The 23,320-nt window shown below is 42.2% G+C and carries 24 protein-coding genes; 16 read left to right on the forward strand and 8 right to left on the reverse strand.

What is annotated here, in order from left to right:
* The first annotated feature begins 4 nt into the window (after window positions 1–4).
* The 3 genes from HHA41_RS01165 to ruvB all read left to right on the forward strand — a co-directional run bounded on the left by HHA41_RS01165 (window position 5) and on the right by ruvB (window position 3,357).
* Complete coding sequence (locus HHA41_RS01165) at window positions 5–1,348, forward strand: deoxyguanosinetriphosphate triphosphohydrolase (RefSeq protein WP_168460134.1); 1,344 nt, start codon at window positions 5–7, stop codon at window positions 1,346–1,348.
* A 112-nt stretch (window positions 1,349–1,460) separates the two neighbouring features.
* A complete protein-coding gene (ruvA, locus tag HHA41_RS01170; protein WP_168460136.1) occupies window positions 1,461–2,063 on the forward strand; it encodes a Holliday junction branch migration protein RuvA in 603 nt (200 codons plus the stop codon).
* Between the two features lie 286 nt (window positions 2,064–2,349).
* Window positions 2,350–3,357 (forward strand): Holliday junction branch migration DNA helicase RuvB, encoded by a 1,008-nt coding sequence (gene ruvB / locus HHA41_RS01175; RefSeq protein ID WP_168460137.1) that lies wholly within the window; start codon window positions 2,350–2,352, stop codon window positions 3,355–3,357.
* A gap of 66 nt (window positions 3,358–3,423) precedes the next feature.
* Here the strand turns inward: ruvB and HHA41_RS01180 are convergent, their stop codons facing one another.
* On the reverse strand, window positions 3,424–4,002 hold the full coding sequence (locus tag HHA41_RS01180; protein WP_168460138.1) for a hypothetical protein: 579 nt from the start codon (window positions 4,000–4,002) through the stop codon (window positions 3,424–3,426).
* A gap of 227 nt (window positions 4,003–4,229) precedes the next feature.
* Between HHA41_RS01180 and ybgC the strand changes: the two genes are divergently transcribed.
* The 6 genes from ybgC (at window position 4,230) to pal (ending at window position 9,176) form a co-directional block, all read left to right on the forward strand.
* The gene (gene ybgC / locus HHA41_RS01185; RefSeq protein ID WP_004971791.1) at window positions 4,230–4,637 is read left to right on the forward strand and encodes a tol-pal system-associated acyl-CoA thioesterase; all 408 of its coding nucleotides are present in this window, start codon (window positions 4,230–4,232) and stop codon (window positions 4,635–4,637) included.
* Window positions 4,638–4,664: 27 nt separating this feature from the next.
* Window positions 4,665–5,363, forward strand: coding sequence for a protein TolQ (gene tolQ / locus HHA41_RS01190; protein WP_168460140.1), 699 nt, complete (start codon window positions 4,665–4,667; stop codon window positions 5,361–5,363).
* Window positions 5,363–5,812, forward strand: coding sequence for a protein TolR (tolR, locus tag HHA41_RS01195; protein WP_168460141.1), 450 nt, complete (start codon window positions 5,363–5,365; stop codon window positions 5,810–5,812). The genes tolQ and tolR overlap by 1 nt, the downstream gene beginning before the upstream one ends.
* Before the next feature lie 3 nt (window positions 5,813–5,815).
* Window positions 5,816–7,057: a cell envelope integrity protein TolA gene (tolA, locus tag HHA41_RS01200; RefSeq protein WP_168460142.1), complete on the forward strand. Its 1,242-nt coding sequence runs from the start codon at window positions 5,816–5,818 to the stop codon at window positions 7,055–7,057.
* 195 nt (window positions 7,058–7,252) lie between these two features.
* Window positions 7,253–8,536: a Tol-Pal system beta propeller repeat protein TolB gene (gene tolB / locus HHA41_RS01205; RefSeq protein ID WP_168460212.1), complete on the forward strand. Its 1,284-nt coding sequence runs from the start codon at window positions 7,253–7,255 to the stop codon at window positions 8,534–8,536.
* A gap of 70 nt (window positions 8,537–8,606) precedes the next feature.
* Window positions 8,607–9,176, forward strand: a complete 570-nt coding sequence (pal, locus tag HHA41_RS01210; RefSeq protein ID WP_168460144.1) for a peptidoglycan-associated lipoprotein Pal — start codon at window positions 8,607–8,609, stop codon at window positions 9,174–9,176.
* Window positions 9,177–9,383: 207 nt separating this feature from the next.
* Here pal and HHA41_RS01215 read toward each other — a convergent pair whose 3' ends face one another.
* Window positions 9,384–9,569, reverse strand: a complete 186-nt coding sequence (locus tag HHA41_RS01215) for an NF038105 family protein (RefSeq protein ID WP_168417776.1) — start codon at window positions 9,567–9,569, stop codon at window positions 9,384–9,386.
* A gap of 177 nt (window positions 9,570–9,746) precedes the next feature.
* Between HHA41_RS01215 and HHA41_RS01220 the strand changes: the two genes are divergently transcribed.
* The 5 genes from HHA41_RS01220 to HHA41_RS01240 all read left to right on the forward strand — a co-directional run bounded on the left by HHA41_RS01220 (window position 9,747) and on the right by HHA41_RS01240 (window position 13,028).
* The gene (locus HHA41_RS01220) at window positions 9,747–10,718 is read left to right on the forward strand and encodes a class 1 fructose-bisphosphatase (RefSeq protein ID WP_168417775.1); all 972 of its coding nucleotides are present in this window, start codon (window positions 9,747–9,749) and stop codon (window positions 10,716–10,718) included.
* Between the two features lie 54 nt (window positions 10,719–10,772).
* Window positions 10,773–11,549 carry an RNA methyltransferase gene (locus HHA41_RS01225; RefSeq protein ID WP_168460145.1) on the forward strand — a complete coding sequence of 259 codons (777 nt, stop codon included), beginning with the start codon at window positions 10,773–10,775 and terminating at the stop codon, window positions 11,547–11,549.
* A 156-nt stretch (window positions 11,550–11,705) separates the two neighbouring features.
* Complete coding sequence (locus HHA41_RS01230) at window positions 11,706–12,320, forward strand: RNA polymerase sigma factor (RefSeq protein WP_168460214.1); 615 nt, start codon at window positions 11,706–11,708, stop codon at window positions 12,318–12,320.
* Window positions 12,317–12,637, forward strand: a complete 321-nt coding sequence (locus tag HHA41_RS01235; protein WP_168417773.1) for a hypothetical protein — start codon at window positions 12,317–12,319, stop codon at window positions 12,635–12,637. Before HHA41_RS01230 ends, HHA41_RS01235 begins: the two co-directional genes overlap by 4 nt.
* Window positions 12,627–13,028 carry a DUF3106 domain-containing protein gene (locus HHA41_RS01240; RefSeq protein WP_168460147.1) on the forward strand — a complete coding sequence of 134 codons (402 nt, stop codon included), beginning with the start codon at window positions 12,627–12,629 and terminating at the stop codon, window positions 13,026–13,028. Before HHA41_RS01235 ends, HHA41_RS01240 begins: the two co-directional genes overlap by 11 nt.
* 126 nt (window positions 13,029–13,154) lie before the next feature.
* On the opposite strand, the gene HHA41_RS01245 is transcribed toward HHA41_RS01240, so the two are convergent.
* From HHA41_RS01245 to cxpE, 4 genes are all read right to left on the reverse strand, one after another.
* Entirely contained in the window at window positions 13,155–15,569 is a 2,415-nt protein-coding gene (locus HHA41_RS01245; RefSeq protein WP_252726706.1) for a CSLREA domain-containing protein, read from the reverse strand.
* A gap of 57 nt (window positions 15,570–15,626) precedes the next feature.
* Window positions 15,627–17,447, reverse strand: coding sequence for a rhombotarget A (gene rbtA / locus HHA41_RS01250; RefSeq protein ID WP_168460151.1), 1,821 nt, complete (start codon window positions 17,445–17,447; stop codon window positions 15,627–15,629).
* Window positions 17,448–17,569: 122 nt separating this feature from the next.
* Window positions 17,570–18,274: a DnaA regulatory inactivator Hda gene (gene hda, locus HHA41_RS01255; protein ID WP_168460152.1), complete on the reverse strand. Its 705-nt coding sequence runs from the start codon at window positions 18,272–18,274 to the stop codon at window positions 17,570–17,572.
* 14 nt (window positions 18,275–18,288) lie between these two features.
* Window positions 18,289–19,509 carry a chloramphenicol efflux transporter CxpE gene (gene cxpE, locus HHA41_RS01260; protein ID WP_168460154.1) on the reverse strand — a complete coding sequence of 407 codons (1,221 nt, stop codon included), beginning with the start codon at window positions 19,507–19,509 and terminating at the stop codon, window positions 18,289–18,291.
* A gap of 135 nt (window positions 19,510–19,644) precedes the next feature.
* Between cxpE and purM the strand changes: the two genes are divergently transcribed.
* Together purM and purN are read left to right on the forward strand one after the other, a co-directional pair.
* A complete protein-coding gene (purM, locus tag HHA41_RS01265) occupies window positions 19,645–20,715 on the forward strand; it encodes a phosphoribosylformylglycinamidine cyclo-ligase (RefSeq protein WP_168460155.1) in 1,071 nt (356 codons plus the stop codon).
* Window positions 20,716–20,725: 10 nt separating this feature from the next.
* Window positions 20,726–21,355 (forward strand): phosphoribosylglycinamide formyltransferase, encoded by a 630-nt coding sequence (gene purN / locus HHA41_RS01270; RefSeq protein ID WP_168460156.1) that lies wholly within the window; start codon window positions 20,726–20,728, stop codon window positions 21,353–21,355.
* Window positions 21,356–21,433: 78 nt separating this feature from the next.
* Here the strand turns inward: purN and HHA41_RS01275 are convergent, their stop codons facing one another.
* Together HHA41_RS01275 and sppA are read right to left on the reverse strand one after the other, a co-directional pair.
* Window positions 21,434–22,252 carry an alpha/beta hydrolase gene (locus HHA41_RS01275; protein WP_168460157.1) on the reverse strand — a complete coding sequence of 273 codons (819 nt, stop codon included), beginning with the start codon at window positions 22,250–22,252 and terminating at the stop codon, window positions 21,434–21,436.
* Window positions 22,249–23,271, reverse strand: a complete 1,023-nt coding sequence (gene sppA / locus HHA41_RS01280; RefSeq protein ID WP_168460159.1) for a signal peptide peptidase SppA — start codon at window positions 23,269–23,271, stop codon at window positions 22,249–22,251. Before sppA ends, HHA41_RS01275 begins: the two co-directional genes overlap by 4 nt.
* Window positions 23,272–23,320 lie beyond the last annotated feature (49 nt).

The raw sequence follows: 23,320 nt of genomic DNA on the forward strand, positions 1-23,320 counted from the left end.
ATAAATGACTCAAATGCGTTGGTTAGAACTGCTTTCTACAGTTCGGATTGGTAGTAAAAAACAAAGTACAGAACAGGCGCGCAGCCCTTTTCATAAAGATTATGACCGTATTATTTTTTCGCAAAGTTTTAGACAGTTAAACCGTAAAACCCAAGTTCACCCGCTGACACAGCATGACGGTATCCATACTCGTCTAACCCATTCTTTAGAAGTCTCTTGTATTGGACGCTCTTTAGGTATGTTGGCCGCAGAAAAAATTAAAGACCACTTACCCATGTGGATTTCCCCTGCCGATGTCGGTGCCATTATTCAAGCGGCTTGTTTAGCGCATGATATTGGCAACCCACCTTTTGGACATGCTGGTGAATATGCCATTCGCGAATGGTTTGATGATGCCTCACACGGCAACTTTCTTGCCAAACTCAGCGATGAAGAAGAAGCCGATGTACGTCAGTTTGAGGGCAATGCGCAAGGCTTACGTCTACTCACCAAAATTGATTATCACCCCAATGATGGCGGCATGCGCTTAACCTATGCCACCTTAGGTGCATATTTGAAATACCCTTGGCTCTCCAAAACCATTGCAGAACAAGGCAATCGCCCTGCCAACCAACGTGCAAAGTTTGGCTGTTATCAATCAGAAAAAGAGATACTCCAACAAATTGCAGAACAGCTTGGACTGATTCAATTGGGGGATTATCACTATTGTCGTCATCCACTCACCTATTTGTTAGAAGCAGCCGATGATATTTGCTATGCCCTGATTGATCTAGAAGATGGCATTATTCTAAATATGCTCAGCTATGAAGAAGTTGAACCAATTTTTCTAAACCTGATTGGTGAGTATGGCATCCCTGAAGAATTGGCGATGCCGCGTACCACATGGCAACAGAAAATTGCAGCTTTACGTGGTCGAGTGATGAAGCGTTTGGTCGATGAAGTTACCACAGCTTTTGCTAAACATCATTTAGAAATTTTAATGGGCCAACTACAAGGCAGCCTATTACAGTATTGCTCGGCAGATATTGAAGTTGGTATTAATCGCGCCAAAGATTTAGCCCGTGAGAAAATTTTTGAGCATCCACAAAAAGCGGGGCTTGAAATTATTGCACATCAAAGTTTACAAAATATCTTGGATGCGTTTATTCCATTGACCACACCACATAAAACCCTCAGCTTTAAAGAGCAGCGTTTAATGTCTATTTTGCAGCGTGCAGGGGCAGATTTTGCGCATAATCATTATGAAAATATTATGCAGGTCTTAGATATTATTTCTAAGTTTTCTGATCACCAAGCCTATAATTTGTCACAGGAGTTACAGGGCAATAAGGTCGGACTACTTGGATGAATACGTTGCATACAAACAACATCATCACGCAAATACAGATTTTGCCTTTTAGGGCAAGGCACTCTAGTATGCAAACCTTAATTCATTTAAAACCAATGTGTGAAGCATAAATATGATCGGATGTCTTATTGGCGAAGTGTTAGCTTTGGAAGCACCAACCGTGTTGCTGAATGTCAACGGTGTGGGTTATGAAATTGACACCCCACTCACCACATTTTGCCAACTTCAAAAAGGGCAAAAAATCACCTTGTGGACACATTTAGCAGTACGTGAAGATGCACAATTATTGTATGGTTTTTTAGATGCACAGGAAAAAACCATTTTCCGCACCTTATTAAAAGTAAATGGTGTCGGCCCAAAAATGGCTTTAGGGATTTTATCGACCTTAAGTGTGGAGTTGCTGATTCACACTGTAGAGCATGAAGATATTAACACTTTAATCAAAGTGCCGGGCGTGGGTAAAAAAACTGCTGAACGCTTGATGATTGAATTGCGTGACCGCTTTAAAGCCATGTCTAGTGAAGCAACCAGTCACAATTCTACAACCACCCAAATTCAGTTCACAGGTAACTCTGCTGTTGCTGAAGCCGAAGCCGCACTGCAGTCTTTGGGTTACAAACCTGCCGAAGCGCAAAAATTAATTAATGCAGTCAAGGCCGATTTTACCGAAGCCAGCGACATTATTCGGGCGGCATTAAAGTCGATGAATCGCTAAGCACACATTAATATTACCTGATTCACTTAATCTGATACGCGACGAAGTCATTCGCAACTGTTTGAGGCAGGAGGCATTTGCACAAAAATGTTTCTGCGATATTATCGATACGAATCAAAATTCGACGAGTTTTGCGAATGACAATGGTTTTGCTTACTTTTGCCTAAACAAAAGTAAGGCAAACCGCAGGTTATTCCTCATATTAAAGTTCTATTGGAAAGACTCCGTCAAAAATGTTTTGCGAGACTTCTAATTAAAATCAGTTTACATAAAGTTTAGATCGCCTATGCAAGACCGTCTCATCAGTGGTTCTGAAAAACCCGAAGATCAAATTGATCGTGCCATCCGCCCAACTTCCCTCGATGACTACATTGGGCAACCTGTAGTGCGCGAACAAATGGAAATTTTCATTGGTGCAGCACGTGGCCGTGGTGAAGCGCTTGACCATACCCTCATTTTCGGACCACCCGGTTTAGGTAAAACCACACTGGCCAATATTATTGCCCGTGAAATGGGCGGCAATCTTAAATCCACTTCAGGGCCAGTTTTGGAACGTGCAGGCGACTTAGCCGCCATGCTGACCAATCTTGAAGAAGGCGATGTGTTATTTATTGATGAAATCCATCGCCTTTCGCCTGTGATTGAAGAAATTTTGTACCCTGCAATGGAAGACTACCAGCTTGACATCATGATTGGTGAAGGACCGGCAGCACGTTCCATTAAACTTGATTTACCCCCTTTCACACTTGTGGCAGCCACCACCCGAGCAGGTTTGCTGACCTCTCCATTGCGGGATCGTTTTGGCATTGTGCAGCGTTTAGAATTTTACTCGGTTGAAGATTTGACCCATATTGTTAAACGCTCGGCCAACCTGATGGATGTACCAATGACCGATGCAGGCGCCAAAGAAGTTGCTCGTCGCTCACGTGGTACACCGCGTATTGCGAACCGCTTGTTGCGTCGTGTACGTGACTATGCCCAAGTCAAAGGCACGGGTGAAGTCACGCAAGACATGGCACAACGTGCGCTAGATATGCTCAATGTAGATAAAGATGGTTTAGACACCTTAGACCGTCGTTATTTATCAATGCTGTTAGAGCGTTTTGATGGTGGCCCTGCAGGCGTAGAGGCACTGGCAGCCGCTATGGCCGAAGATTCAGGCACACTGGAAGATGTCATTGAGCCATACCTCATTCAGCAAGGTTATGTGATGCGAACCGCACGCGGACGTATTGCCACCAATATGGCTTATTTGCAATTTGGCATGACACCGCCTGAGCCGAAAGAAAAATAACTTCAAGGGAGTTCATCTCCCTTTGAACTCTTAAACATTTAAATCAGTTAGGTCGGTAGCTAGACCCTAATTTTCGATGACACGCACATCTTCAACCAACATCAGTTCACATGCCCCCGCGCCTGTATCTTCACGGCTTAAAGAGCTGCGCCATTGCCAACCATCTGCGGCAGTGACCTCAACCAATTTACCTTTCAAATAAATCAAATCATCTTCATCTATACGCTTTAATTGTGTAGCAACAGCAGAGGTTGCAGGAATTAAGTGGGTATTGGCACTCAATCGTGCAATCTCTTGAACAGGAATAGGCGGTGTTTGTTCATAACGCCAATGATACCAACGGTTGCTTTGACGAATAGACAGCTGCTTATAAACTTCTGGCTTTGCCATTTCACCCCATCCTAAGGCAAAATCGACAGGGCTAAGTTCAGCTTCACGTCCAAAGTTGTAATCTTCACGTGCTAAAACACGAAACTCCCCTGCATAAGTTTCTAAAGTACGAATGTTATAACCTTTAAACTGATGGATTTGCTGCGTGGATTGATAACTTGCAGAATCAGAAATTCCATCATCTGACTGAAATAACACTATCCACAACGCACACAAAATTGCGATAACAACCAAAAATTTAATTAACCGACTCATGCATTTCTCATTTCAATTGATCATCTGCATGAAATACGCAGCCAGATAATTTTAACTTAAAAGCATGTTTGAAATCTTGTGCCATTGGACCAAGCGGTGAGAATGATAAACTGCCACGCGGTACACAGCTTGACTTCTAGACTTATTCACGTCACTTTCATAGACACGGCTTAAGCTATAGACATTGCTGACTCAACAACTTTGCAACATAGAAGCGGAACACGATCATGGCGAATAAATTTGAATTTAAAATTCGTATCTATATGGAAGATACCGATGCAGGCGGTATTGTTTACCACGCTAACCATATTCGCTTTATGGAACGTACCCGTACCGAATGGCTTCGTGCATCGGGTGTTGATCATTACTGGCATCAACAAGACTACAATTTTGTCGTACATAAAATTAATGTGAAATATTCACGTCCAATCTTAATGGATGACCTGATTACTGTTACAGCAAGTGTAGTTTCGTGTAAAGCGTCATCATTTGTATTGCAACAAAATATTTATCGTGGTGAAATCATGCTTGCATCTGGTGAGGTTGAATTGGCCTGTCTGGGCTCAGATATGAAACCGCGTCGCCTGCCAGATGAAATTCGCAGCCTTATTCTGAAAGAATTAGGACAAGATTAAAAAAATGAATTGGCACATGTAGTAACTATGGCAACACAACTCGAATCATCTCTTCAAGTATCAGATCTTATTTTACAAGCAAGTCCTGTTGTTCAGCTGGTAATGCTGTCGCTACTTTTAGCATCATTATACAGCTGGTATCTGATTGCCAAGTTACACATGAGCTATAAAAAAGCACAGGCAGATGATCAACATTTCCAAAAAATCTTTTGGTCTGGTGCAGAGCTGAATACGCTGTATAACAACGCTCAGCTCAATTCAAAACGTGTTGGCTTAGAAGATATTTTCTATCAGGGATTGGGGGAGTTTTTAAAACTTAAAAAACACCATGCCCCTGCCACACAAAGTATTGAAGGCACAGAACGTATTTTACGGGTAGGTTTAAACCGTGACCAAGCTCAGCTAGAACAAGGCTTAGGCGCACTGGCCAGCATTGGTTCTGTCGCACCGTATGTGGGTTTATTTGGTACAGTCTGGGGCATTATGAATGCCTTTATTGGACTGGCAGATGTTGACCAAGTCACACTAGCAACCGTTGCACCAGGTATTGCAGAAGCCCTCATTGCCACAGCTATTGGTTTATTTGCAGCCATTCCTGCGGTACTCGCCTTTAACCATTACACAGCTAAGGGGGAAGGCATTTATTCAGATCGTGCCCTATTTGCTGAAGAAATGGTGGCTTTATTACAACGTCAATCTTTAGGCAACACTAAGGATCACGACTAATGGCCATTCAACGCTCAGGACGCTTCGAGCGCATCAAAAAACCACTGAAAAGTGACATGAATGTTGTACCTTATATTGATGTCATGTTGGTGTTGCTTGTGATTTTTATGGTCACCGCACCTATGATTACCAGTGGTATTCAGGTCGATTTACCGCAAGCTAACGGTAATGCCATTGAATCGAAAAGTGCTATAGCTCAGGTAACTTTAGATAAAGATGGACGTTATTTTTTAGAATATAAAGAACATAAAGCCGAACCTTTGGAATTAGCTAAACTCAAACAAATATTGACCGATGCTCAGGTTCAAGCCAAAGCTGAAAGCAAAGAGTTTCAGGTTGTTATTCGTGGGGATAATACACGCCCTTATGGTGATGTGATTGCGTTAATGTCTAACTTACAAGATGCAGGTTTAACCCAAGTTGGATTGCTGACCGAGCCTTTAAAGTAATTTATGAAAGATTTTAAAAAGCCACCTTTTCAACAAAAAGCTATTGCGATTGGGTTCACCGTTGGTGTCCATATTATCGCTGTGGTTGGCTTGCTTTATTTGGGTATGAGTAAAGCGCCTGAGCCACCTAAACCCATTAAAACCGTACTGATTAAACCCGAAGATTTAAAACCATTATTAGAAACTGAATCTGCCGAAACGACACATGAAAATGTAGCGGAGCAAATTACTCAAACTGCTGAACCTGCGCTTGAACCTGTACCAGTCATTCCAACACCCGCAGTGCCCCCTACTCCGCCTGTGCCTCAACCTGCACCACAGATAGACACACAAAAAGCAGCGCAGGCAGCAGAAGTTCAAGCGCGTGCGGAACGTCAAGCTGCTGAAGCAAAACAAATTGCAGCACAACAAAAAGTCGAAGCTGAACGCTTAAAGGCACAACAGACACGTGCTGAAGAACGTGCGCAACGTGAAGCCGATGCTAAAGCAAAAGCTAAGGCTGATGCTAAAACACGTGCTGAAGCTGAGGCTATACGCCGTAAAGAAGCCGAAGCGCTAAAAAAAGCTGAAGCCGCAGAAAGACGCAAACTTGAAGCCAATGCAGTAGAAAAGCGTAAAGCGGAAGCAGATGCAAAAGCGAAGGCGGATGCCGAGGCAAAACGTAAAGCTGCGGCAGATGCTAAAGCCAAAGCAGACACAGAGGCAAAACGTAAAGCCGCGGCAGATGCTAAAGCCAAAGCAGACGCAGAGGCAAAACGTAAAGCCGCGGCAGACGCCAAAGCGGACGCAGAGGCAAAACGTAAAGCTGCAGCAGACGCTAAAGCCAAAGCGGACGCAGAAGCAAAACGTAAAGCAGATGCCGATGCAAAAGCCAAGGCAGATGCCGAAGCGAAGGCTCGTGCTGATGCAGAAGCCAAAGCATCTGCCGCTAAACAAGCCGCAGAAGAAGCAGCACAGAAAAAAGCTGAGGTACGCCGTATTGCTTCAACAGCTAAACGTGATTTTGAAAATAAAATCAAACGTGCGTGGGATACCCCTGTGGGTTCATCGGGCAAACGTGCAACTGCGCGTGTAACTCTAAGTGACAGTGGTGCAGTGCAATCTGTAGTGGTCAATTCCAGTGACCCAGACATGAAAGCCAGTGTAGAAGCTGCGGTTCGTGCTGCTGCGCCTTATCCAATGCCATCTGACCCAGATGCACGCCGTGAAGCACGTAGCTTCACCTCAACCTTTACGGCACAATAAGCTAAAATGGTCTGAGTAAAATCATTTACTCAGACTCTCCCCTATAAAAATATTCACGACTTTAAATAAATTTCATTTTTCACAGTGTTATAACAGTTTTATTATACATTCATGCTTTCATTCCCAATAAAGCATGCCATTATGTACAACAATTACATCCAAAAAAGTTATGTTGATTTGAGAAAATAGCGAATGATGGAAACAACGCGTAAACACCTACTTTGCCTTGCCGTTTTAACTGCACTCAGCCCAGTTTTAAGCACACAATCTTTTGCCCAACTGCATCTAGAAATTGCCAAAGCACCAGAAGAAGCACCACAAATTGCGATTGTGCCATTTGGAAACGATCAAAGTATTTATCCCATTGTTGAAAATGATTTAAATCGTTCTGGGAAATTTACCAGCTCATCTAAAAACCTTGCTGCAACAGCAGGAATGAACCACCCGAATACGGCTGCATGGCAAGCGGCGGGTGTACCTTATGTCGTTACAGGGAATGTCAAAACCACAGCGGCAGGAGGCTATGAAGTTCATTACCAACTGTACGATGTACAAAAACAGCAATATTTGTTGAATGAGCTATTAAGCGTACCTGCTTCACGGGTGCGTTCTGCCGCACACATGATCAGTGATGCCATTTATGAAGCACTCACGGGTATTAAGGGAGATTTTAGCGGACGTATTGCCTATGTGCTGCGTAATCCTGCAACACCTGAGCAACGCTATACTCTACAAATTGCCGATACTGATGGTGAACAACCCAAAACCATTTTGACTTCGCGTGATCCGATTTTATCGCCTGCTTGGACACCTGATGCTAAAAAAATTGCCTATGTGTCGTTTGAGACTAAACGCCCTGCAATTTATGTGCAGGACTTAGCCACAGGTCAGCGTGAAAAATTAGCCAGTTTCCGTGGTTTAAATGGTGCTCCAAGTTTCTCACCAGATGGTCAAAGCATGTTGTTCACGGCATCTATGCATGGCAATCCAGAAATTTATCAAATGAATTTGAACACCCGTGCACTGCAACGCATGACCAATGACAGTGCGATTGATACCGAAGCACGTTATGCCCCAGATGGTAAATCCTTTATTTATACTTCAGACCGTGGTGGCTCAGCGCAAATTTATCGTTATGACTTTGCTACAGGCAGCAGCAAGCGCTTGACCTTCCGTGGTGCATTTAATGCACGCGGTACACTCAGTGCCGATGGCCGTAAACTGGCTTTGGTGCATCGTCCAAGTGGTAGTAACTATAAAGTTGCGATTCAAGACATCAACACCAGCATCACCAATATTTTAACCCCAACTAGTTTAGATGAGTCGCCAAGCTTCTCGCCAAACGGGCAAATGGTGGTGTATGCAACACGTGAAGGTGCACGCGGTTTATTGTCGATTATGTCTTTAGATGGTCGTTTCCGCATGAACTTACCAAGTGAACAAGGTGAAGTTCGTGAACCTGCATGGGCGCCAAAGTAATTCAATCATGCAAGTAAATACTTTTTCAGTTCTGTTTTAAAACCAAAAATCAAGCTTCATGGAGATGAGGATGAACGCAGTTAAATTATTGGTACTCCCTGTTTTGGCATCGGCTCTAGTCATGACAGGCTGTGCAAACCGTAAACCTGCTACAGACTTACAAGCAGGCCAAAACCCGAGTGGTACAACGACAGTCAATACCCAAGGCTTGAGTGAAGATGCCGCTTTAAGTGCGCAAAACCTTGCAGGTGCATCTGCCAAAGGTGTTACTGAAGCCAACAAAGCTTTCTTAGCAAAACGTGTGGTGCATTTTGACTACGACAGCAGCGAATTATCAAATGACGATTACCAAACCTTGCAAGCACATGCACAATTTTTAATGGCCAATGCCAACTCTAAAGTTGCCCTTACAGGTCATACCGATGAACGCGGTACCCGTGAATACAACATGGCTTTGGGTGAGCGTCGTGCTAAAGCAGTTGAAAGCTTCTTAATCACCAACGGTGTCAATGCAGGTCAACTTGAAGCAGTCAGCTATGGTAAAGAAATGCCAGTCAATCCAGGGCACGATGAAAATGCCTGGAAAGAAAACCGCCGTGTAGAAATTAACTATGAAGCTGTTCCGCCATTATTAAAATAATGGTCGTTATGTTTTGAGAAAGCATTTCTAGATTTTTTAAGAAGTGTTTTCTCAAATCCAATAAAAAAGCGCTCTGAAACAATCTGTTCAAGAGCGCTTTTTATTTAACCCAGCTATATCACGAATGCAATCGCAATTTAAAAACTTAGCAAACTGAATATGTTGAATCCTGAGCGTTTGAAATCTGAAAAAATCGTTTAAAACAATTTATTCCGACTCTGCATCTGATTTAGCCGTTTGCATAGATTCAATCAAATCATGCTTATTGAACTTTTTATATTCAGGTTTAGACTCATAATCTTTCCAAGCTGCTTTCATCTTGTCTTCAGAAATATCGTCTAAACTAATCCCTTCGCTCGGCGTTGGAGTCGCATCAAACTTTAACGTTGTCATATCTGTGCTCCTATCTCAAATTAAATCCTTCACATCAACATAGCACTTTCTACAAGACTTGCAAGGGTAAAATCACAGCAAATAGTCGAGTTTAATTTTTCTTTTAACGCGTTCTCATCTAAACTATTGCAGCATATTGTTATCCTCATTTTTGCAGTTATTCGGAGTTTTCCAGTCATGTCATACCGTACCCTTTCCCAATTTCTAAAACAACAAACTGGAAATTTAACACCCGAACTTGCTCAAGTAATTGAAACCATTGCCAATACCTGTAAGACTATTGATCAAACATTACAAAAAGGTGCTTTGGCAGGTGTATTAGGCAGTGCACAAAATGAAAACGTACAAGGCGAAGAACAAAAGAAATTAGATGTCATTTCAAATGATTATTTAATTGAAGCATTACAAAAACACCCAAATGTTGGTGGTTTGGCTTCTGAAGAATTAGATGAATTCACCCCTGCTCAAGAAAATGGTCAATATTTAGTCTTGTTTGACCCACTAGATGGCTCAAGCAACATCGACATCAATATGTGTGTGGGTACAATTTTCTCCATTTTACCTGCAAAAAATGCGTTGACTCAGGCTGCGGACTTTATGCAAGCAGGCACACAACAAGTGGCAGCAGGTTATGTTCTGTATGGCCCATCCACTATGATGGCGCTCACTGTTGGTGCAGGTGTGGTGTTCTTTACCTTTGATCCGGAAAGCCAAGAATTTTTAGTGACTGCAGATAATATTCAAGTTGCAGCAGACACCAAAGAATACGCCATTAATGCATCTAACCAACGTCACTGGGAAGCGCCTGTAAAACGCTATATCGATGAGCTTTTGGCAGGCAAGACTGGCCCACGTGAAAAAGATTTCAACATGCGCTGGGTAGCATGTATGGTGGGTGATATTCACCGTATTCTTTGCCGTAGCGGTATTTTCATGTATCCATACGACCTAAAAGACCCGAAAAAAGCAGGTCGTTTACGCTTAATGTATGAAGCCAACCCGATGAGCATGCTCATGGAACAAGCTGGTGGTGCTGCAACTACAGGCCGTGTGCGTATTTTAGACATTGAACCAACCGACTTGCATCAACGTGTACCTGTCATTATTGGTTCAAAAAATGAAGTCGATTTAGTCAGCAGCTATCATTAATCATTTTTCAACAACAGCAATTGGTATTGCGCCAATTGCTGTGGATTTTATCGCATGCCTACGATTTTTTTAGAATCAAAAGATAACCCAAAAATTAAACACTTACGTGGTTTAATTGAGCAAAATAGCTATCGTAAAAAACAAGGACAAACCGTGCTTGAAGGCACGCACTTGTGTCTTGCGTGGTTACATGAAAATAAAAAGATCAATTCGATTTTCACTACAGAACATGCACTCAGCCATCCCGACTATGAGCGTATTTTGGCAAAATATACTGGCGCAGTATTTGTCATTAGTGAATCGTTATACAAAGATTTAAGCACTTTAGGTACTTCATTAGCTTGTTTAGCCATTGTCGATTTACCGAGCTCAAGTCAAACGCTGGACTTTAAAGCAGACACGCTGATTTTAGAAAATGTGCAAGACCCAGGCAACGTCGGTACCATATTACGTTCTGCCGCCGCCGCAGGGATTGAACAAATTATTTGCACCAAAGGTTCTGCATCACTCTGGTCACCACGTGTGTTACGTGCAGGCATGGGCGCGCACTTTAGCTTACAGACTTTTGAAAATGTCACACTGGAAGAGGTTTTACCGCAATTTCAGATTCCGGTATATGTAACCAGCTCACACCATGCAGAAAGCTTGTACAGCAAAAACTTGCGTAAAGCCTGCGTCTGGATTTTAGGTAATGAAGGACAAGGTGTGTCAGACTACGCCTTGCAGCATGCACAAGCGGTAAGCATTCCACAACCTGGTGGTCAGGAGTCCTTAAATGTTGCGATTGCAGGTTCGATTTGTTTCTTTGAAATGGTGCGCCAACGTCTGTAAATGGTTAATTTATTTTAAATAGACTAGCCCTGTAGAAAAAATAGATTAGACTTAAAATAATAAATTGTAATGTCAACCAAACCATTGTTTTTAGCGTTATATAAGTATGATGTTAAAAATAATGGTGGGTATCCAATGACAGGATTTTCCATCTCTATGGATTTAAACCCGAAGTCGTCACACTCGGAAAATTTGAGTGCTCTAAAGAGTACGGCTGAACAACGTCTAAAAAATTTTATGCAGGATGTGACTGGGCGTGCCTTAGTCATGATGGAAAGTGCAACCCAAGGACAACATGGCATTGCCATGGATTTAGTTCAAGAAGCCTTTATTTCATTACATAAATCTTATGCAGATAAAGCCACAGATGAATGGTATCCCCTGTTTTACACGATTTTAAATCACAAATTACAAGACTGGCGACGCAAAGAAGCTCGACGCACTCATCCCTTCTCATTATTTAAAAAAGTCAGTTTAGATGATGACGACGTCGAACAACTCGATATCGTGGATGAACAAGCACTCAATCCAGCTGAGTTTTTAGATCAGGCCGTCACTGTAGACGAAATTCAAGCAGCAATTGCAAAGCTTCCTGTACGTCAACAACAAGCTTTTATGTTACGTGCATGGGAAGGCTTTGACACACACACCACAGCACAAATTATGAATTGTACTGAAGGCAGTGTAAAAACACATTATCACCGTGCCATTCAAGCCTTACGCAACAGTTTGGCACATATGAATCCAAATCTGGGAGGGTCATCAGAATGAAACAAGATGATTTCTTAAAACAAGTCACTTCCAAACTAGATGGGCTCGCTCACCATCATCAAGACAAAGCAGCGGTCATGAACCATGTCTTAGATCATATTCAAGACAAGAAAAGCTCGCGTTATGGACTTTGGAAAATGTCAGGCTTTGCCTTGGCAGCTGCGATTGCAGGTTTTGTGGTCTTGCCAAACTCAATGGAAATGACCACAGCACCACAAAATCAAGCTGTGTCTGTTCCTAAACTTTCTCCACAAATGGTGGAAGATTTAGAAATGTTAATGGTGTTAGGTGAGGACAAAGTTCCACATGGCAGCTAAGCGAATTGTATTTGCGTTTTGTGCACTTGGTTTTCTGCAAACCAGTTTTGCAGGTTTTGAGCGTTTTTGGATTTTTTCCAAAGACGCCGACACGCAAATTGCAGAAACTTGGGAAACGCTGTCTGAAGAAGAACAGATGGCGCTGATTAAGCGTTATCAAAATCTGAAAGAAATCCCTGCAGATAAAAGTGTGGCTTTACAACAACGCATGGATTGGTTTACCCAATTGCCTGAAAGTGAAAAGCAAAAAATGCGTGAAACCTGGCAAAAAATGAGTACGCAAGAACGCAGAGAATTAGGTCAACGGCTACAACAAGCTACTCCAGAGCAACGCCCCTTGATTCGTCAAGAATATATTCAAAAATATCAACCGAACATCGTCAATCACTAGAATGGTTAAATAGCACACCTATACTCGTAAAAGGCAAAAATCTTTTGTGCATATTTCTAGAAATAATTAATTGCTCACATAAAAAAGAAGCCCGAAATGGGCTTCTTTTTATAACATCTGTTTAAGTTAAGACTTGAACCGCGTGTGACGGCGATAGCCCACCAAGCCTAGTAAAGTCATTAATCCCCAAATACCCAAACTTCCCCCACCACCACTACTGGCTTCATAGTTGGTGTTCTTGGCTGTATTCTCCAAAGTAATAGTCGCTTCTTCTGATAGTGCCTGCTCATGATCAAACACGGTATATCTCAGTTCATAATCGAATGGGCTAAAACTATTACGCACTTGTACCTGAATATTGCCTCCATAGCAGGTTTCACGTGCATAATCACCTGGACAAGGTGCTTTACGATCTGCCGTTAGCACCACGCTAGAAGGGATATGTGTAAAGCGAATTGCGAGCTCTTGTCCTGTATGGTCTCTATAGAATGCTGGTTTATTGGTATTTTCAGTTAAAGTACTGATTATGCCATCCCCACCATCGCTATCATTCGCCAATGGATTAAAACTAACTTTCAAGTCTGACCCATATTCCATACGTATGTGATCATCTTTTGCAATTGGCTGAATATTATTAAATTTCCCTTCCAGTAAACCTGATGAATGATGATTACTGTCCGATTTAGAGGTAATGGTATATTTACAGTACGCAGAATCAGTTAGCTCTGTCACTTTGTCATTCAAACGATACATTAAGATACGCTGTAATTGAGCATCCCACTCACATTTAAACAATGGGTCTTTAGTCAGTTTATCTACATTGAACGTTGTTCCTGTACCAGAAACAGCCCCTATGCCTAGTGCTTCTGTTTGAATACTAAAATTCTCTGAGTTTAACTGTTTTAACTGAACGAACTGACCATCTGCGGTTGGCTCATCTTGCTTTAACGCCAATGCAAATGGATCAATATAAATTGCACGATATTGTTGTTTGGCTTTGGTATGATTTAGCAAATCTTGTAAAGTTTTCAAATCAGCACGTGCCTGTGTCAGTAAAGCCTGATCACTGGTTTTGTTTTGATCTATACTAGCCTGTGTACGATCAATTTGCTCTTGATACCCATCTAATAATCTCTCATACGAAATATTGCTCAAACTGGTAATATCTGCAGCATTTAAACGCATGACTTCGACAGCACCAATGTCGCAGCTATTTTTTGCATCCGGATTTAAAGTGAGTGTCGCGTTACTAACCCGTGCCAAACCACGTTGGTCCTCTTCGGCACAACCAAAACCTTCGACATCAATCAAGTCTTTACTTGGGTCTACACCACGCTTTGGATAATAAAGTGGCAAGAATAAGTTATAAGCCGAAGGTTCTTGTAAAGGCTGAAGCAACTGATCAAAACTTAAGCCTGTTAAATCAATATTCTTGCTCAATTCATAGCTACTACTAGCCTTTTCAGGTAAATCACACTCACCTTGTTCTGCAGTCGCACTCGCTGGCAATATTGCATTGCGTACAGTAACGATATTGAGTTGCTGCTGATTTAAATCTTGAGCAGATCGGCAAGATTTACCTTGGTTAAAGGCCAACATATTAAAAAAGAGTGCGATACGCGGATGCTGATCATAATACAGTGTACTGAATGCTTGGTTTTCAACAATAGTATTACTTTCTAAAGATACTTGAGACAATGTGCTTAAAGGATGCTGATCAGAATGAACTAGATTAAAAATATGTCCTTGATTAGCATTTGCCTGGTTTTTTGCAATTGTGCTTGTGCTTACTTTAAGATCTGGCTGCCCACAAAGATCAAATGTACTCTGACTATCTGTAGACCCATTCTGGATAATACTGCTACGATTTACGTGAATAACAGAACGTGTATTGACTAGATTAGCCTGGCAATCCATAGCCAGAACACTTCCTACTTTTGCTTGGTTATCATGAATGAATGCATTTTCCAAATTAACCTGACGTTCGGTCTGATGCGCAACTACATATATTGCACCACCCTGTTCGCCCTTTGAGTTTTGGATTTCTATATTATTTGCAGACAATGGCCCTGCTACAAAAACAGCACCGCCTTTGCCTTGATCTTTAGCATTAAGATTACCACCACCATTGGCATTACCATTTTTGAGTACCAGATCATACAAGGCTACACTGGCTTGAGTATCCGAAGTATTCAGAATACGACTGTTACCTTGTGCATTAATACTGGTTTTTAATAGCGCAATAGAAGGATAACGATGTGTCAGCGGATCACGCTGATTATAGTCTAAAGCAGCTGCACCATAAATCCTCACCATAGATTCAGGACGTAACTCAGAGTTTAAAATGTATTCGCCTTCCTTCAACTGAATATAGTCGGTACTACCACGGTTTGTATTACCTGCACTACATCCACCAAAAGCAATATTTTTCTTGGCTGCGACTAAGGCTTCACGCAAGGAACAATTGTTTAGATCTTCACCATTTTGATCCTCAAAAGTCGTCACCTGAATAACACGATCATCCGCGGCCATAAGCGACATCGCTGACAGCACCATTATCCCTAACAGTGTTTTTTTATTATTTTTCATATTTATCCTTTATGCTTTTTTACGGCGTAAACCTAACAAGCCCAATAAAGCCATTAATCCGTAAGCGCTCCACGCACCACCTGAAACATTTAATTTATCGCTTTCCATGCGATTTTCATGTTCTTGTATGACTTGAACTTTCACTTCCATATAAGGAGAAGTACTATTAAAACGCGTTGTGCTCGTGACCAGTTTAATTTTAAAAACATCTGCCCCATGCCAAGCAGAATCTGGTGTGTAAACCAAGTTGCCAGACTCATCAATCGTCAGCTTACCTTTAGAGCGGGTATCTAATTGTTCAATTTGTACACATCCGGCTTGCCAAGGCTGCCCTGTTGGATTCGTCGGATAGACTTGATCACAAAACTCTTTAGGCACAAGGTCACTGTCACCGAGCAAGTCACTCACTGTCATTTTTGCAATTTGACCAGCCAGAATATCTTGACCGATTAAGCCTCTAGATGCAGGCACCATTACCTCAATTGCACCGCGATCGCATAACGTACTATCAAATTCACGTTGCATCCCACGCTGATCGGCTGATGTACACCCCTGCATAGGCAACCCTGCTTTAGCAAGTTGACCTTTATTCACCACTAGAGAATCTTGCAAACTTTGATCAGTCAGCAATACACGCGGACGAATAAAACCTAAGAACGCATTTTCAGGCACATGGTATGGACAAAATAAGGCCGCAGCATCTTCGCTCAGTGTTTTACATGCCCCTTCAAGCATATTGCCTGCGAATATGGTATTACCTGTCCATACGCTGTTTGGATAATTCGCATCACCCGTACTGCAACCTGCACCAACTAGATTATTTTGTAATACGGTGGCATCTGAACCTGCTTGGGTACAATTATAAGCCATGCTATTCACTGGATGTGGGTTCGCCAAAACAATACTGTTCGCTACATAGCCTTTACCCAAAGGGGCATTTAAATAAATACCGCGCGTGTTCCCCAGGATGCTGACATTATTAACACCAATACCATCAAGGACATTCAACACATACCCTTCATTAGCAATAAAGGTACTACTTGTCACCTTATTCACATCATTTGAAAAAACTTGGGTATTTTCATCTGCTGTGCTGCTAGCTGCATATAAATTGGCAGAGTTTGAATTCGTAGTTTTATTGCTCTTAAAAACCGATGAAGTTACTGTAAAATTAGGAATTTTACTATAAATGGCACCGCCATCTTGCGCTTGGTTATTTTCAAACAGGCTATTTTTTACCTGCATTAAGCCTCTAACAACACGATCAAGATCAGTAGTGATTTGCGCCAAGTTATAAATTGCACCACCTTGATTGGCAATACCTTTACTCAGCTTTACGTACTCTAAATTTAAATTTTCATTATTCAGAATTAAACCGCCTTGTTCCTGACGGCAGCGCTCCTCTCCACAGCCTTCTAATGTCAGCTCTTTCAGTGACACATTTACGAAACGATCCTGGCTATCATCAACATGGAAAATCCGACCATTCCCACGCATTTGAATAATGGCATTATTTAATCCTGGCGAGGTTTTGTCATTAAAACTACTGTCATAAGTGGTTTTTATTTCCAGGCTTTCAGTAATTTTAAGTTGCTGATCTAACTGATAAATCGCTTTTTTTTCTAATAAAATCACATTGGAGGCATTTTCACCACCACATCCCAAATGGCCTTGTTCAGGCTTTCCTAAATTAATATATTCAACGGCTTCACGCAAAGAACATTGTTGATCATCTGCTTTTGTGTCTGCAGTGGTGGTGACAATGATATTACTACTATATGCATGACCTGCGATAAACAGCATACCAATGCCGATGCTCTGCTTGAGCATAAGCGTACTCCTTGTAATTTTCTTTGTTTTTTTTCTTCTTTAGTTGCAAATTCCCTGCAACTTCGAATTATTTTCCCAATAATTTCGCACAGCTCGAGCAAATTCTCAAGTAATTTTAATTTTTACCGATATTCGTCAATCAGCGCATAAATCTGACGCAAATTGGCGCCACTTAATTTTGTTTTTTCTCCTTTGAGTAATTGCACCAACTGCTCAAGGTTTTGCAGCAAGATAGAAGTTTGTTGTGGCCCATGCAATAACAAATAATCAATAATTTGTGGATCAATCAGGATGCCACGACGTTCCAGCACCGAACTCACCAGTGCTTGTCGGTCTGCATATAAACTGCCCGAAGGTACTTTAACACTCACCGCTTGCGTCAAACGTGATTGTAAATCGGGTAATTCCAACTTCAATTCAATCGGTGCAAAACGGGAGGAAAATACCAACTGACCACCCACTTCATTACTGTAGTTGATTAAATGAAAAACTGCACGTTGCCAATGTGGCACACCGCTAATCGCTTCAATATCATCTAAAGCCACCAAGTCATAGCGATCTAAAGACGTGATTGCTTCGGTTGGGGCATCGAGCAACTCAAGTAAAGACACTTTAATGGCAGATTTGCCAATTTCTAAATATGAATCACAAATTGCAGACAGCAAATGACTTTTACCTGTACCTGCACCACCATAGACATAAAAACGATTGACCAGTCCTGCATGAAGCTGTCGTACTGCATCAATGACGTGCCCCCAACCCGGACCAGAAAAATCACTGATCCGTGCATCTAATTGAGGCTCGATGTCTAACTGCAGTTGACGCATATAACTGTAATCACCTAGGAGTCTGGCTGATCTGAGGGTTTTATCTTACTTGATTTTTCAGTCTGTTGCAGTGAATTTGCAGCATGAGGGTCAAGTTCGATATCAATATGCACTTGTGAGGTTTCAATACTAATATCACCCGATACTGCATCTTCAGACACCACCACAGGTTGTCCATATAAGTAACTTTTTTCGTAATAATCACGCAAATGACGAAGCAGGACCACAATCACCGCAGCAACTGGCAAGGCAATCAACATCCCCATAAAACCTGCGAGCTGCGCACCTGCCAAAACTGCGAAAACCACCGCAACAGGTGAAAGTCCAATTTTGTCACCCAATAAAAATGGTTGCAGAATGTAGCCTTCCACGGCCTGCCCAATCATGAACACCACCAGCACCAAGACCAATTGCATCCAATCAATCCCAAATTGCAGGAAAGTGGCAATGATTGCAGCAACAATTCCTACGGCAAAACCCAAATATGGAATAATACTGGCCAGACCAGCAATCATGCCAATAATTAAGCCAACCTCTAAACCAATCAGTTGTAGACCTGTGGCATAGACCACACCCAACAAAATCATCACCAAAAACTGACCTTTCACAAATGCGCCTAAAACACTGTGACATTCTTGCACCACAGTCAAAGTGCTTTGCTCATACGGACGTGGAATTAAACGACGTAAACTGTCGAGCATGCGCTGCCAATCCAACAGGAAATAGAAAGCGATAATTGGAATAAGTACGACCGTCCCCCCAATCTGGATAAAATTCAGTCCAGACTGTGCAACACGCAAGGCCATTGCTTGAATGCTATCGGCACTGTAATTGGTCTGCACATAATCCATCACAATTGTGGTCATGTGCGTAGTATCAATTTCCATTTCTTCAATATTGAAGGTGGACGACACCCAAGGCAAAAAGGTCGAATTAATCCAGTTAATACCTACAGGAATACTGTCACGCGCAATAATCAACTGTTTCCAAACCAATGGAATGATGTACCAAACAGCAAGCGTCAGCGCGATACCAATTCCAATAAATACAATACTGATTGACAACCAGCGCGGCAAACCGACTTTGCACAAGTTTTCCACCAATGGACTAAATAAATAGGCCATGAAAAATGCGACCACAAAAGGAATGACAACCGGTTTTAATAAGTACAGCACCCAAAGGAGCAGAACTATCCCAGACAGGATAAAAATGCGACGCAAGGTACGATCGACCATAGAAATTCGCCTTTTTTCAGTTTATTCGTTATAGAAGCTAAAATATTTGAATAAAGATAGCATTTTGGCGCATAAATAACATAAGAGTTTCGTATATTCAGGTATAATCGGCCCCGCGAATGCGGAGACTTCATTATGAGCAACTCAACTTCTAACCCTACCACTGGTTTAAGCTATAAAGATGCTGGTGTCGATATTGAAGCGGGCGACGCGTTAGTCGATCGTATCAAATCTGTTGCTAAGCGTACTACTCGTCCTGAAGTGATGGGTGGATTAGGTGGCTTTGGCGCACTTTGTAAAATTCCGAAAGGTTATGAAGAACCTGTCCTCGTATCTGGCACAGATGGTGTAGGGACTAAATTACGTTTAGCGTTGAACCTAAATCGCCACGACACCATTGGTCAAGACTTAGTCGCAATGTGTGTAAACGATTTGCTGGTATGTGGTGCTGAACCTTTATTCTTCCTCGACTACTATGCAACAGGTCACTTAAATGTAGACGTTGCTGCCAATGTTGTGACAGGTATTGGTAAAGGCTGTGAGCTTGCAGGCTGTGCGCTTGTAGGTGGTGAAACAGCAGAAATGCCAGGCATGTATGAAGGTGAAGATTACGATCTTGCAGGCTTCTGTGTGGGCGTGGTTGAGCAAAGCAAAATTATTGATGGCTCTAAAGTAAAAGCGGGTGACGTTTTAATTGGTGTTGCATCTTCAGGCGCGCACTCGAACGGTTACTCTTTACTTCGTAAAATTTTAGACGTAAAAAATGTTGATTTAACTCAACTGGTTGATGGTCGTCCACTTGCTGACGTTGCCATGGAACCAACACGCATTTATGTTAAATCTATGCTTGAATTATGCAAACAAGTAGATGTGCATGCTATGGCACACATCACTGGTGGCGGCCTACCTGGGAACTTGCCTCGCGTATTGCCAAATGGTGCACAAGCAGTGATTGATGAATCTTCTTGGGAATGGCCTGAACTATTCAAACTATTACAACGCGAAGGTGGTGTAGAACAGTTTGAAATGTATCGTACCTTTAACTGTGGTGTAGGGATGGTTGTTGCAGTAGATGCCAATGATGCAGACAAAACTGTAGCACTTCTCAACAGCTTAGGCGAAAAAGCATGGGTAATGGGTCGCATTCAAGACAATGCCGAATCTGTTGAAGGCGCAGATGAAAAAATTCGCGTAATTTTTGCGTGATTCAACACCCATGATCAAAATAGCTGTTCTTGTTTCAGGCAGCGGAAGTAACCTACAAGCCCTGATAGATGCCAATCTTTCAGGGCAAATTGTTGGGGTTATTTCCAATAAGCCTGATGCCTATGCCCTCACCCGTGCGCAAAATGCAGGTATTCCAACCGCAGTCATTGAACATAAGCAATACCCTGACCGTGAAACCTTTGATGAGGTGATGCATCAGCAATTGCTGGCCTGGAATGTCGATTTAGTTGTTCTTGCGGGCTTTATGCGAATTTTAAGTGCCAAGTTTGTGCAGGCTTGGGAAGGAAAAATGCTCAACATTCATCCTTCACTCTTGCCACATTATAAGGGCATGCATACCCATCAACGTGTCCTCAATACTGGTGATACCTTGCATGGCTGTACAGTCCATTATGTCACAGCCGAACTAGATGCAGGTCCAGCACTCGCACAAGGTGTATTACAGGTAAATCTGCATGACACTCCTGAAAGTTTGGCCAACCGCGTACATGTATTGGAACATTTAATTTACCCACAAGTGGTTGAATGGATTTGCAATGGTAGCCTTGAACACACCGCGCAAGGCGTGATGTATCGTCAGCAGCTGTTACAGCAACCAGTACAGTTTTGCCGTGTTTAAGCAATTGGCTTAATGGATACAAAATAAAAAACGCCTGTTATCAGGCGTTTTTTATACACGATGCAAACAAGTATCTTTTTACACCACGCTTGCTTTTGTTTGCTGGGCTTGAATTAAGTCTTTAATCAGCTGCGCAGTCTCTATAGGCTTTTCTAAGGGGAACATGTGCCCGCCTGCCGTAACCTGATACGGTATCCCAAATTTCTTAGAAGTAATCTGTGGAAAACCAGGCTTTAAAAATGGCCCTTTTTCTGCAATTACCAATTGCATTGGCACTTGCGGCTTAGACTGCGGCAACCACCAAAGCGATGGATTGGTTCTGAAGATATTGACTTCATCCATTTTTGGAATGGTCAACTCTACCCCACCACGCACACTGTCTTCTGTTAACGCAAAATCAATATAGGCCTGAAAACAGTCTGCATCAAAGTCTTTGTAAAAACCTTTAGGACGCAATAATTCTGCAGCCTGCGCACGGCTCTCCCAATGATCACGACGTCGCAAAGACAAAGCTGCGGGTGACATTTGATCAACCGCTTTGAGTTTCAACATTTTAGCAAAATGCAAAAACACTGAAGCCTTACCCATAATTAAAGGTGGATCGAGCATAATCACTTGCTCAAACAACTCAGGACGTTGCAAAGCTGCTTGAAAAGACAAGACCGCACCTAAAGAATGCCCTAACGCAATGACTTTACGGCCTTGTGATTGACGTACAATGCTGTCAATCACTTGCTGGGTTAAGCTATGCCAATGATTATCAATTGGATAACGCTTATCTGGCCCTAACAACGGAACATCAATCACATCGTAATCATCTTTAAGTGAATCAAAGAGTTTTTGATAGACCTTTGATGGCACGCCATTGGCATGTGCAAAATGAATCAGTGGTTTCATTGTAATTTCGCGTTTTGCTCAGTCTGAATCTGTTGAGAAATTGAAGTGGCAAAACCCTCTCCCACTGCGGCCCCCATACGACCTAATACAGAGTCTAAAGGACTATGTTCAATCGTATAATTCACAGCTTTATCAAGGTTTAAATCACGCTTTAGGCTATTTAGACTACCAATTTTATCGGCAATTCCCAGTGTAACTGCTTGCTCACCTGTCCAGAATAAACCAGAGAAAATTGCAGGATCTTGTGATTTCAGTTTCGCACCACGTCCATTTTTCACCGCTTGAATAAAATGACCATGCACATTATCCAATACTGCTTGCACATGCTTTTTCTGTGCAGGATCGACAGGTTGCGTCATCGACAACAAGGCTTTATTTTCACCCGAAGTCATAGTGCGATCTTCCACACCCATTTTTTGCATTAAACCACTCAGGCCGTAATTTGGCATAATTACACCAATTGAACCCACCAAACTAGATGGATTGACAATAATTTCATCGGCAGCAGAGGCAATATAATAGGCACCTGAGGCACCAGTATCGCCAATGACAGCATACAGTTTTTTATCCTGATGCTGTTTTTTCAGATATTGAATTTCTTGCCAGATTTCATCGGACTGTACAGGTGAGCCGCCAGGTGAATTAATGTTCAGCACTACGGCTTTACTATTGCTATTTTCATAGGCTTTTTTCAGCGACTTAATGGTGTCGTTGCTGTTCACACTTTGCTTATCTGATGCAATCGTTCCAACAATATCGACCACTGCAATGTGCGGACTCGCTGCAGATGGATTCGTCGTCGTGGTACTGCAACCTTTGCCCATAATGACCAAGAGCAAAAAAACATAGGCAAAAGTTAAAAACTTAAAGAAAATTCCCCAACGACGTGCACGACGTTGTTCTTCAACTGAGGCTAAAACTGCTTTTTCTAATAGTTTCCACTCATTGCCTGTTGGCTGCTGTGCATGTGGTGGGATTTGCTGTGATTCATTTTGTGGTTTTGGTGGCCAATCGGACATGAAACAATCCAAAAAATAGTAAATTTGCTCCATTATATACACGGAATTG

Origin of the sequence: Acinetobacter sp. A1 (assembly GCF_012371315.1) — a bacterium.
Classification (GTDB): domain Bacteria; phylum Pseudomonadota; class Gammaproteobacteria; order Pseudomonadales; family Moraxellaceae; genus Acinetobacter.

Coding starts and splice junctions, on each gene's coding strand:
- HHA41_RS01165 (WP_168460134.1), top strand. CDS start 5: ATGACTCAAATGCGTTGGTTAGAACTGCTTTCTACAGTTCGGATTGGT.
- HHA41_RS01220 (WP_168417775.1), top strand. CDS start 9,747: ATGTCATACCGTACCCTTTCCCAATTTCTAAAACAACAAACTGGAAAT.
- HHA41_RS01180 (WP_168460138.1), bottom strand. CDS start 4,002: ATGAGTCGGTTAATTAAATTTTTGGTTGTTATCGCAATTTTGTGTGCG.
- tolA (WP_168460142.1), top strand. CDS start 5,816: ATGAAAGATTTTAAAAAGCCACCTTTTCAACAAAAAGCTATTGCGATT.
- HHA41_RS01245 (WP_252726706.1), bottom strand. CDS start 15,569: ATGTCGCTTATGGCCGCGGATGATCGTGTTATTCAGGTGACGACTTTT.
- HHA41_RS01240 (WP_168460147.1), top strand. CDS start 12,627: ATGGCAGCTAAGCGAATTGTATTTGCGTTTTGTGCACTTGGTTTTCTG.
- tolB (WP_168460212.1), top strand. CDS start 7,253: ATGGAAACAACGCGTAAACACCTACTTTGCCTTGCCGTTTTAACTGCA.
- ruvA (WP_168460136.1), top strand. CDS start 1,461: ATGATCGGATGTCTTATTGGCGAAGTGTTAGCTTTGGAAGCACCAACC.
- cxpE (WP_168460154.1), bottom strand. CDS start 19,509: ATGGTCGATCGTACCTTGCGTCGCATTTTTATCCTGTCTGGGATAGTT.
- purM (WP_168460155.1), top strand. CDS start 19,645: ATGAGCAACTCAACTTCTAACCCTACCACTGGTTTAAGCTATAAAGAT.
- rbtA (WP_168460151.1), bottom strand. CDS start 17,447: ATGCTCAAGCAGAGCATCGGCATTGGTATGCTGTTTATCGCAGGTCAT.
- HHA41_RS01215 (WP_168417776.1), bottom strand. CDS start 9,569: ATGACAACGTTAAAGTTTGATGCGACTCCAACGCCGAGCGAAGGGATT.
- purN (WP_168460156.1), top strand. CDS start 20,726: ATGATCAAAATAGCTGTTCTTGTTTCAGGCAGCGGAAGTAACCTACAA.
- ybgC (WP_004971791.1), top strand. CDS start 4,230: ATGGCGAATAAATTTGAATTTAAAATTCGTATCTATATGGAAGATACC.
- tolQ (WP_168460140.1), top strand. CDS start 4,665: ATGGCAACACAACTCGAATCATCTCTTCAAGTATCAGATCTTATTTTA.
- HHA41_RS01275 (WP_168460157.1), bottom strand. CDS start 22,252: ATGAAACCACTGATTCATTTTGCACATGCCAATGGCGTGCCATCAAAG.
- HHA41_RS01225 (WP_168460145.1), top strand. CDS start 10,773: ATGCCTACGATTTTTTTAGAATCAAAAGATAACCCAAAAATTAAACAC.
- HHA41_RS01230 (WP_168460214.1), top strand. CDS start 11,706: ATGGATTTAAACCCGAAGTCGTCACACTCGGAAAATTTGAGTGCTCTA.
- ruvB (WP_168460137.1), top strand. CDS start 2,350: ATGCAAGACCGTCTCATCAGTGGTTCTGAAAAACCCGAAGATCAAATT.
- tolR (WP_168460141.1), top strand. CDS start 5,363: ATGGCCATTCAACGCTCAGGACGCTTCGAGCGCATCAAAAAACCACTG.
- HHA41_RS01235 (WP_168417773.1), top strand. CDS start 12,317: ATGAAACAAGATGATTTCTTAAAACAAGTCACTTCCAAACTAGATGGG.
- sppA (WP_168460159.1), bottom strand. CDS start 23,271: ATGTCCGATTGGCCACCAAAACCACAAAATGAATCACAGCAAATCCCA.
- pal (WP_168460144.1), top strand. CDS start 8,607: ATGAACGCAGTTAAATTATTGGTACTCCCTGTTTTGGCATCGGCTCTA.
- hda (WP_168460152.1), bottom strand. CDS start 18,274: ATGCGTCAACTGCAGTTAGACATCGAGCCTCAATTAGATGCACGGATC.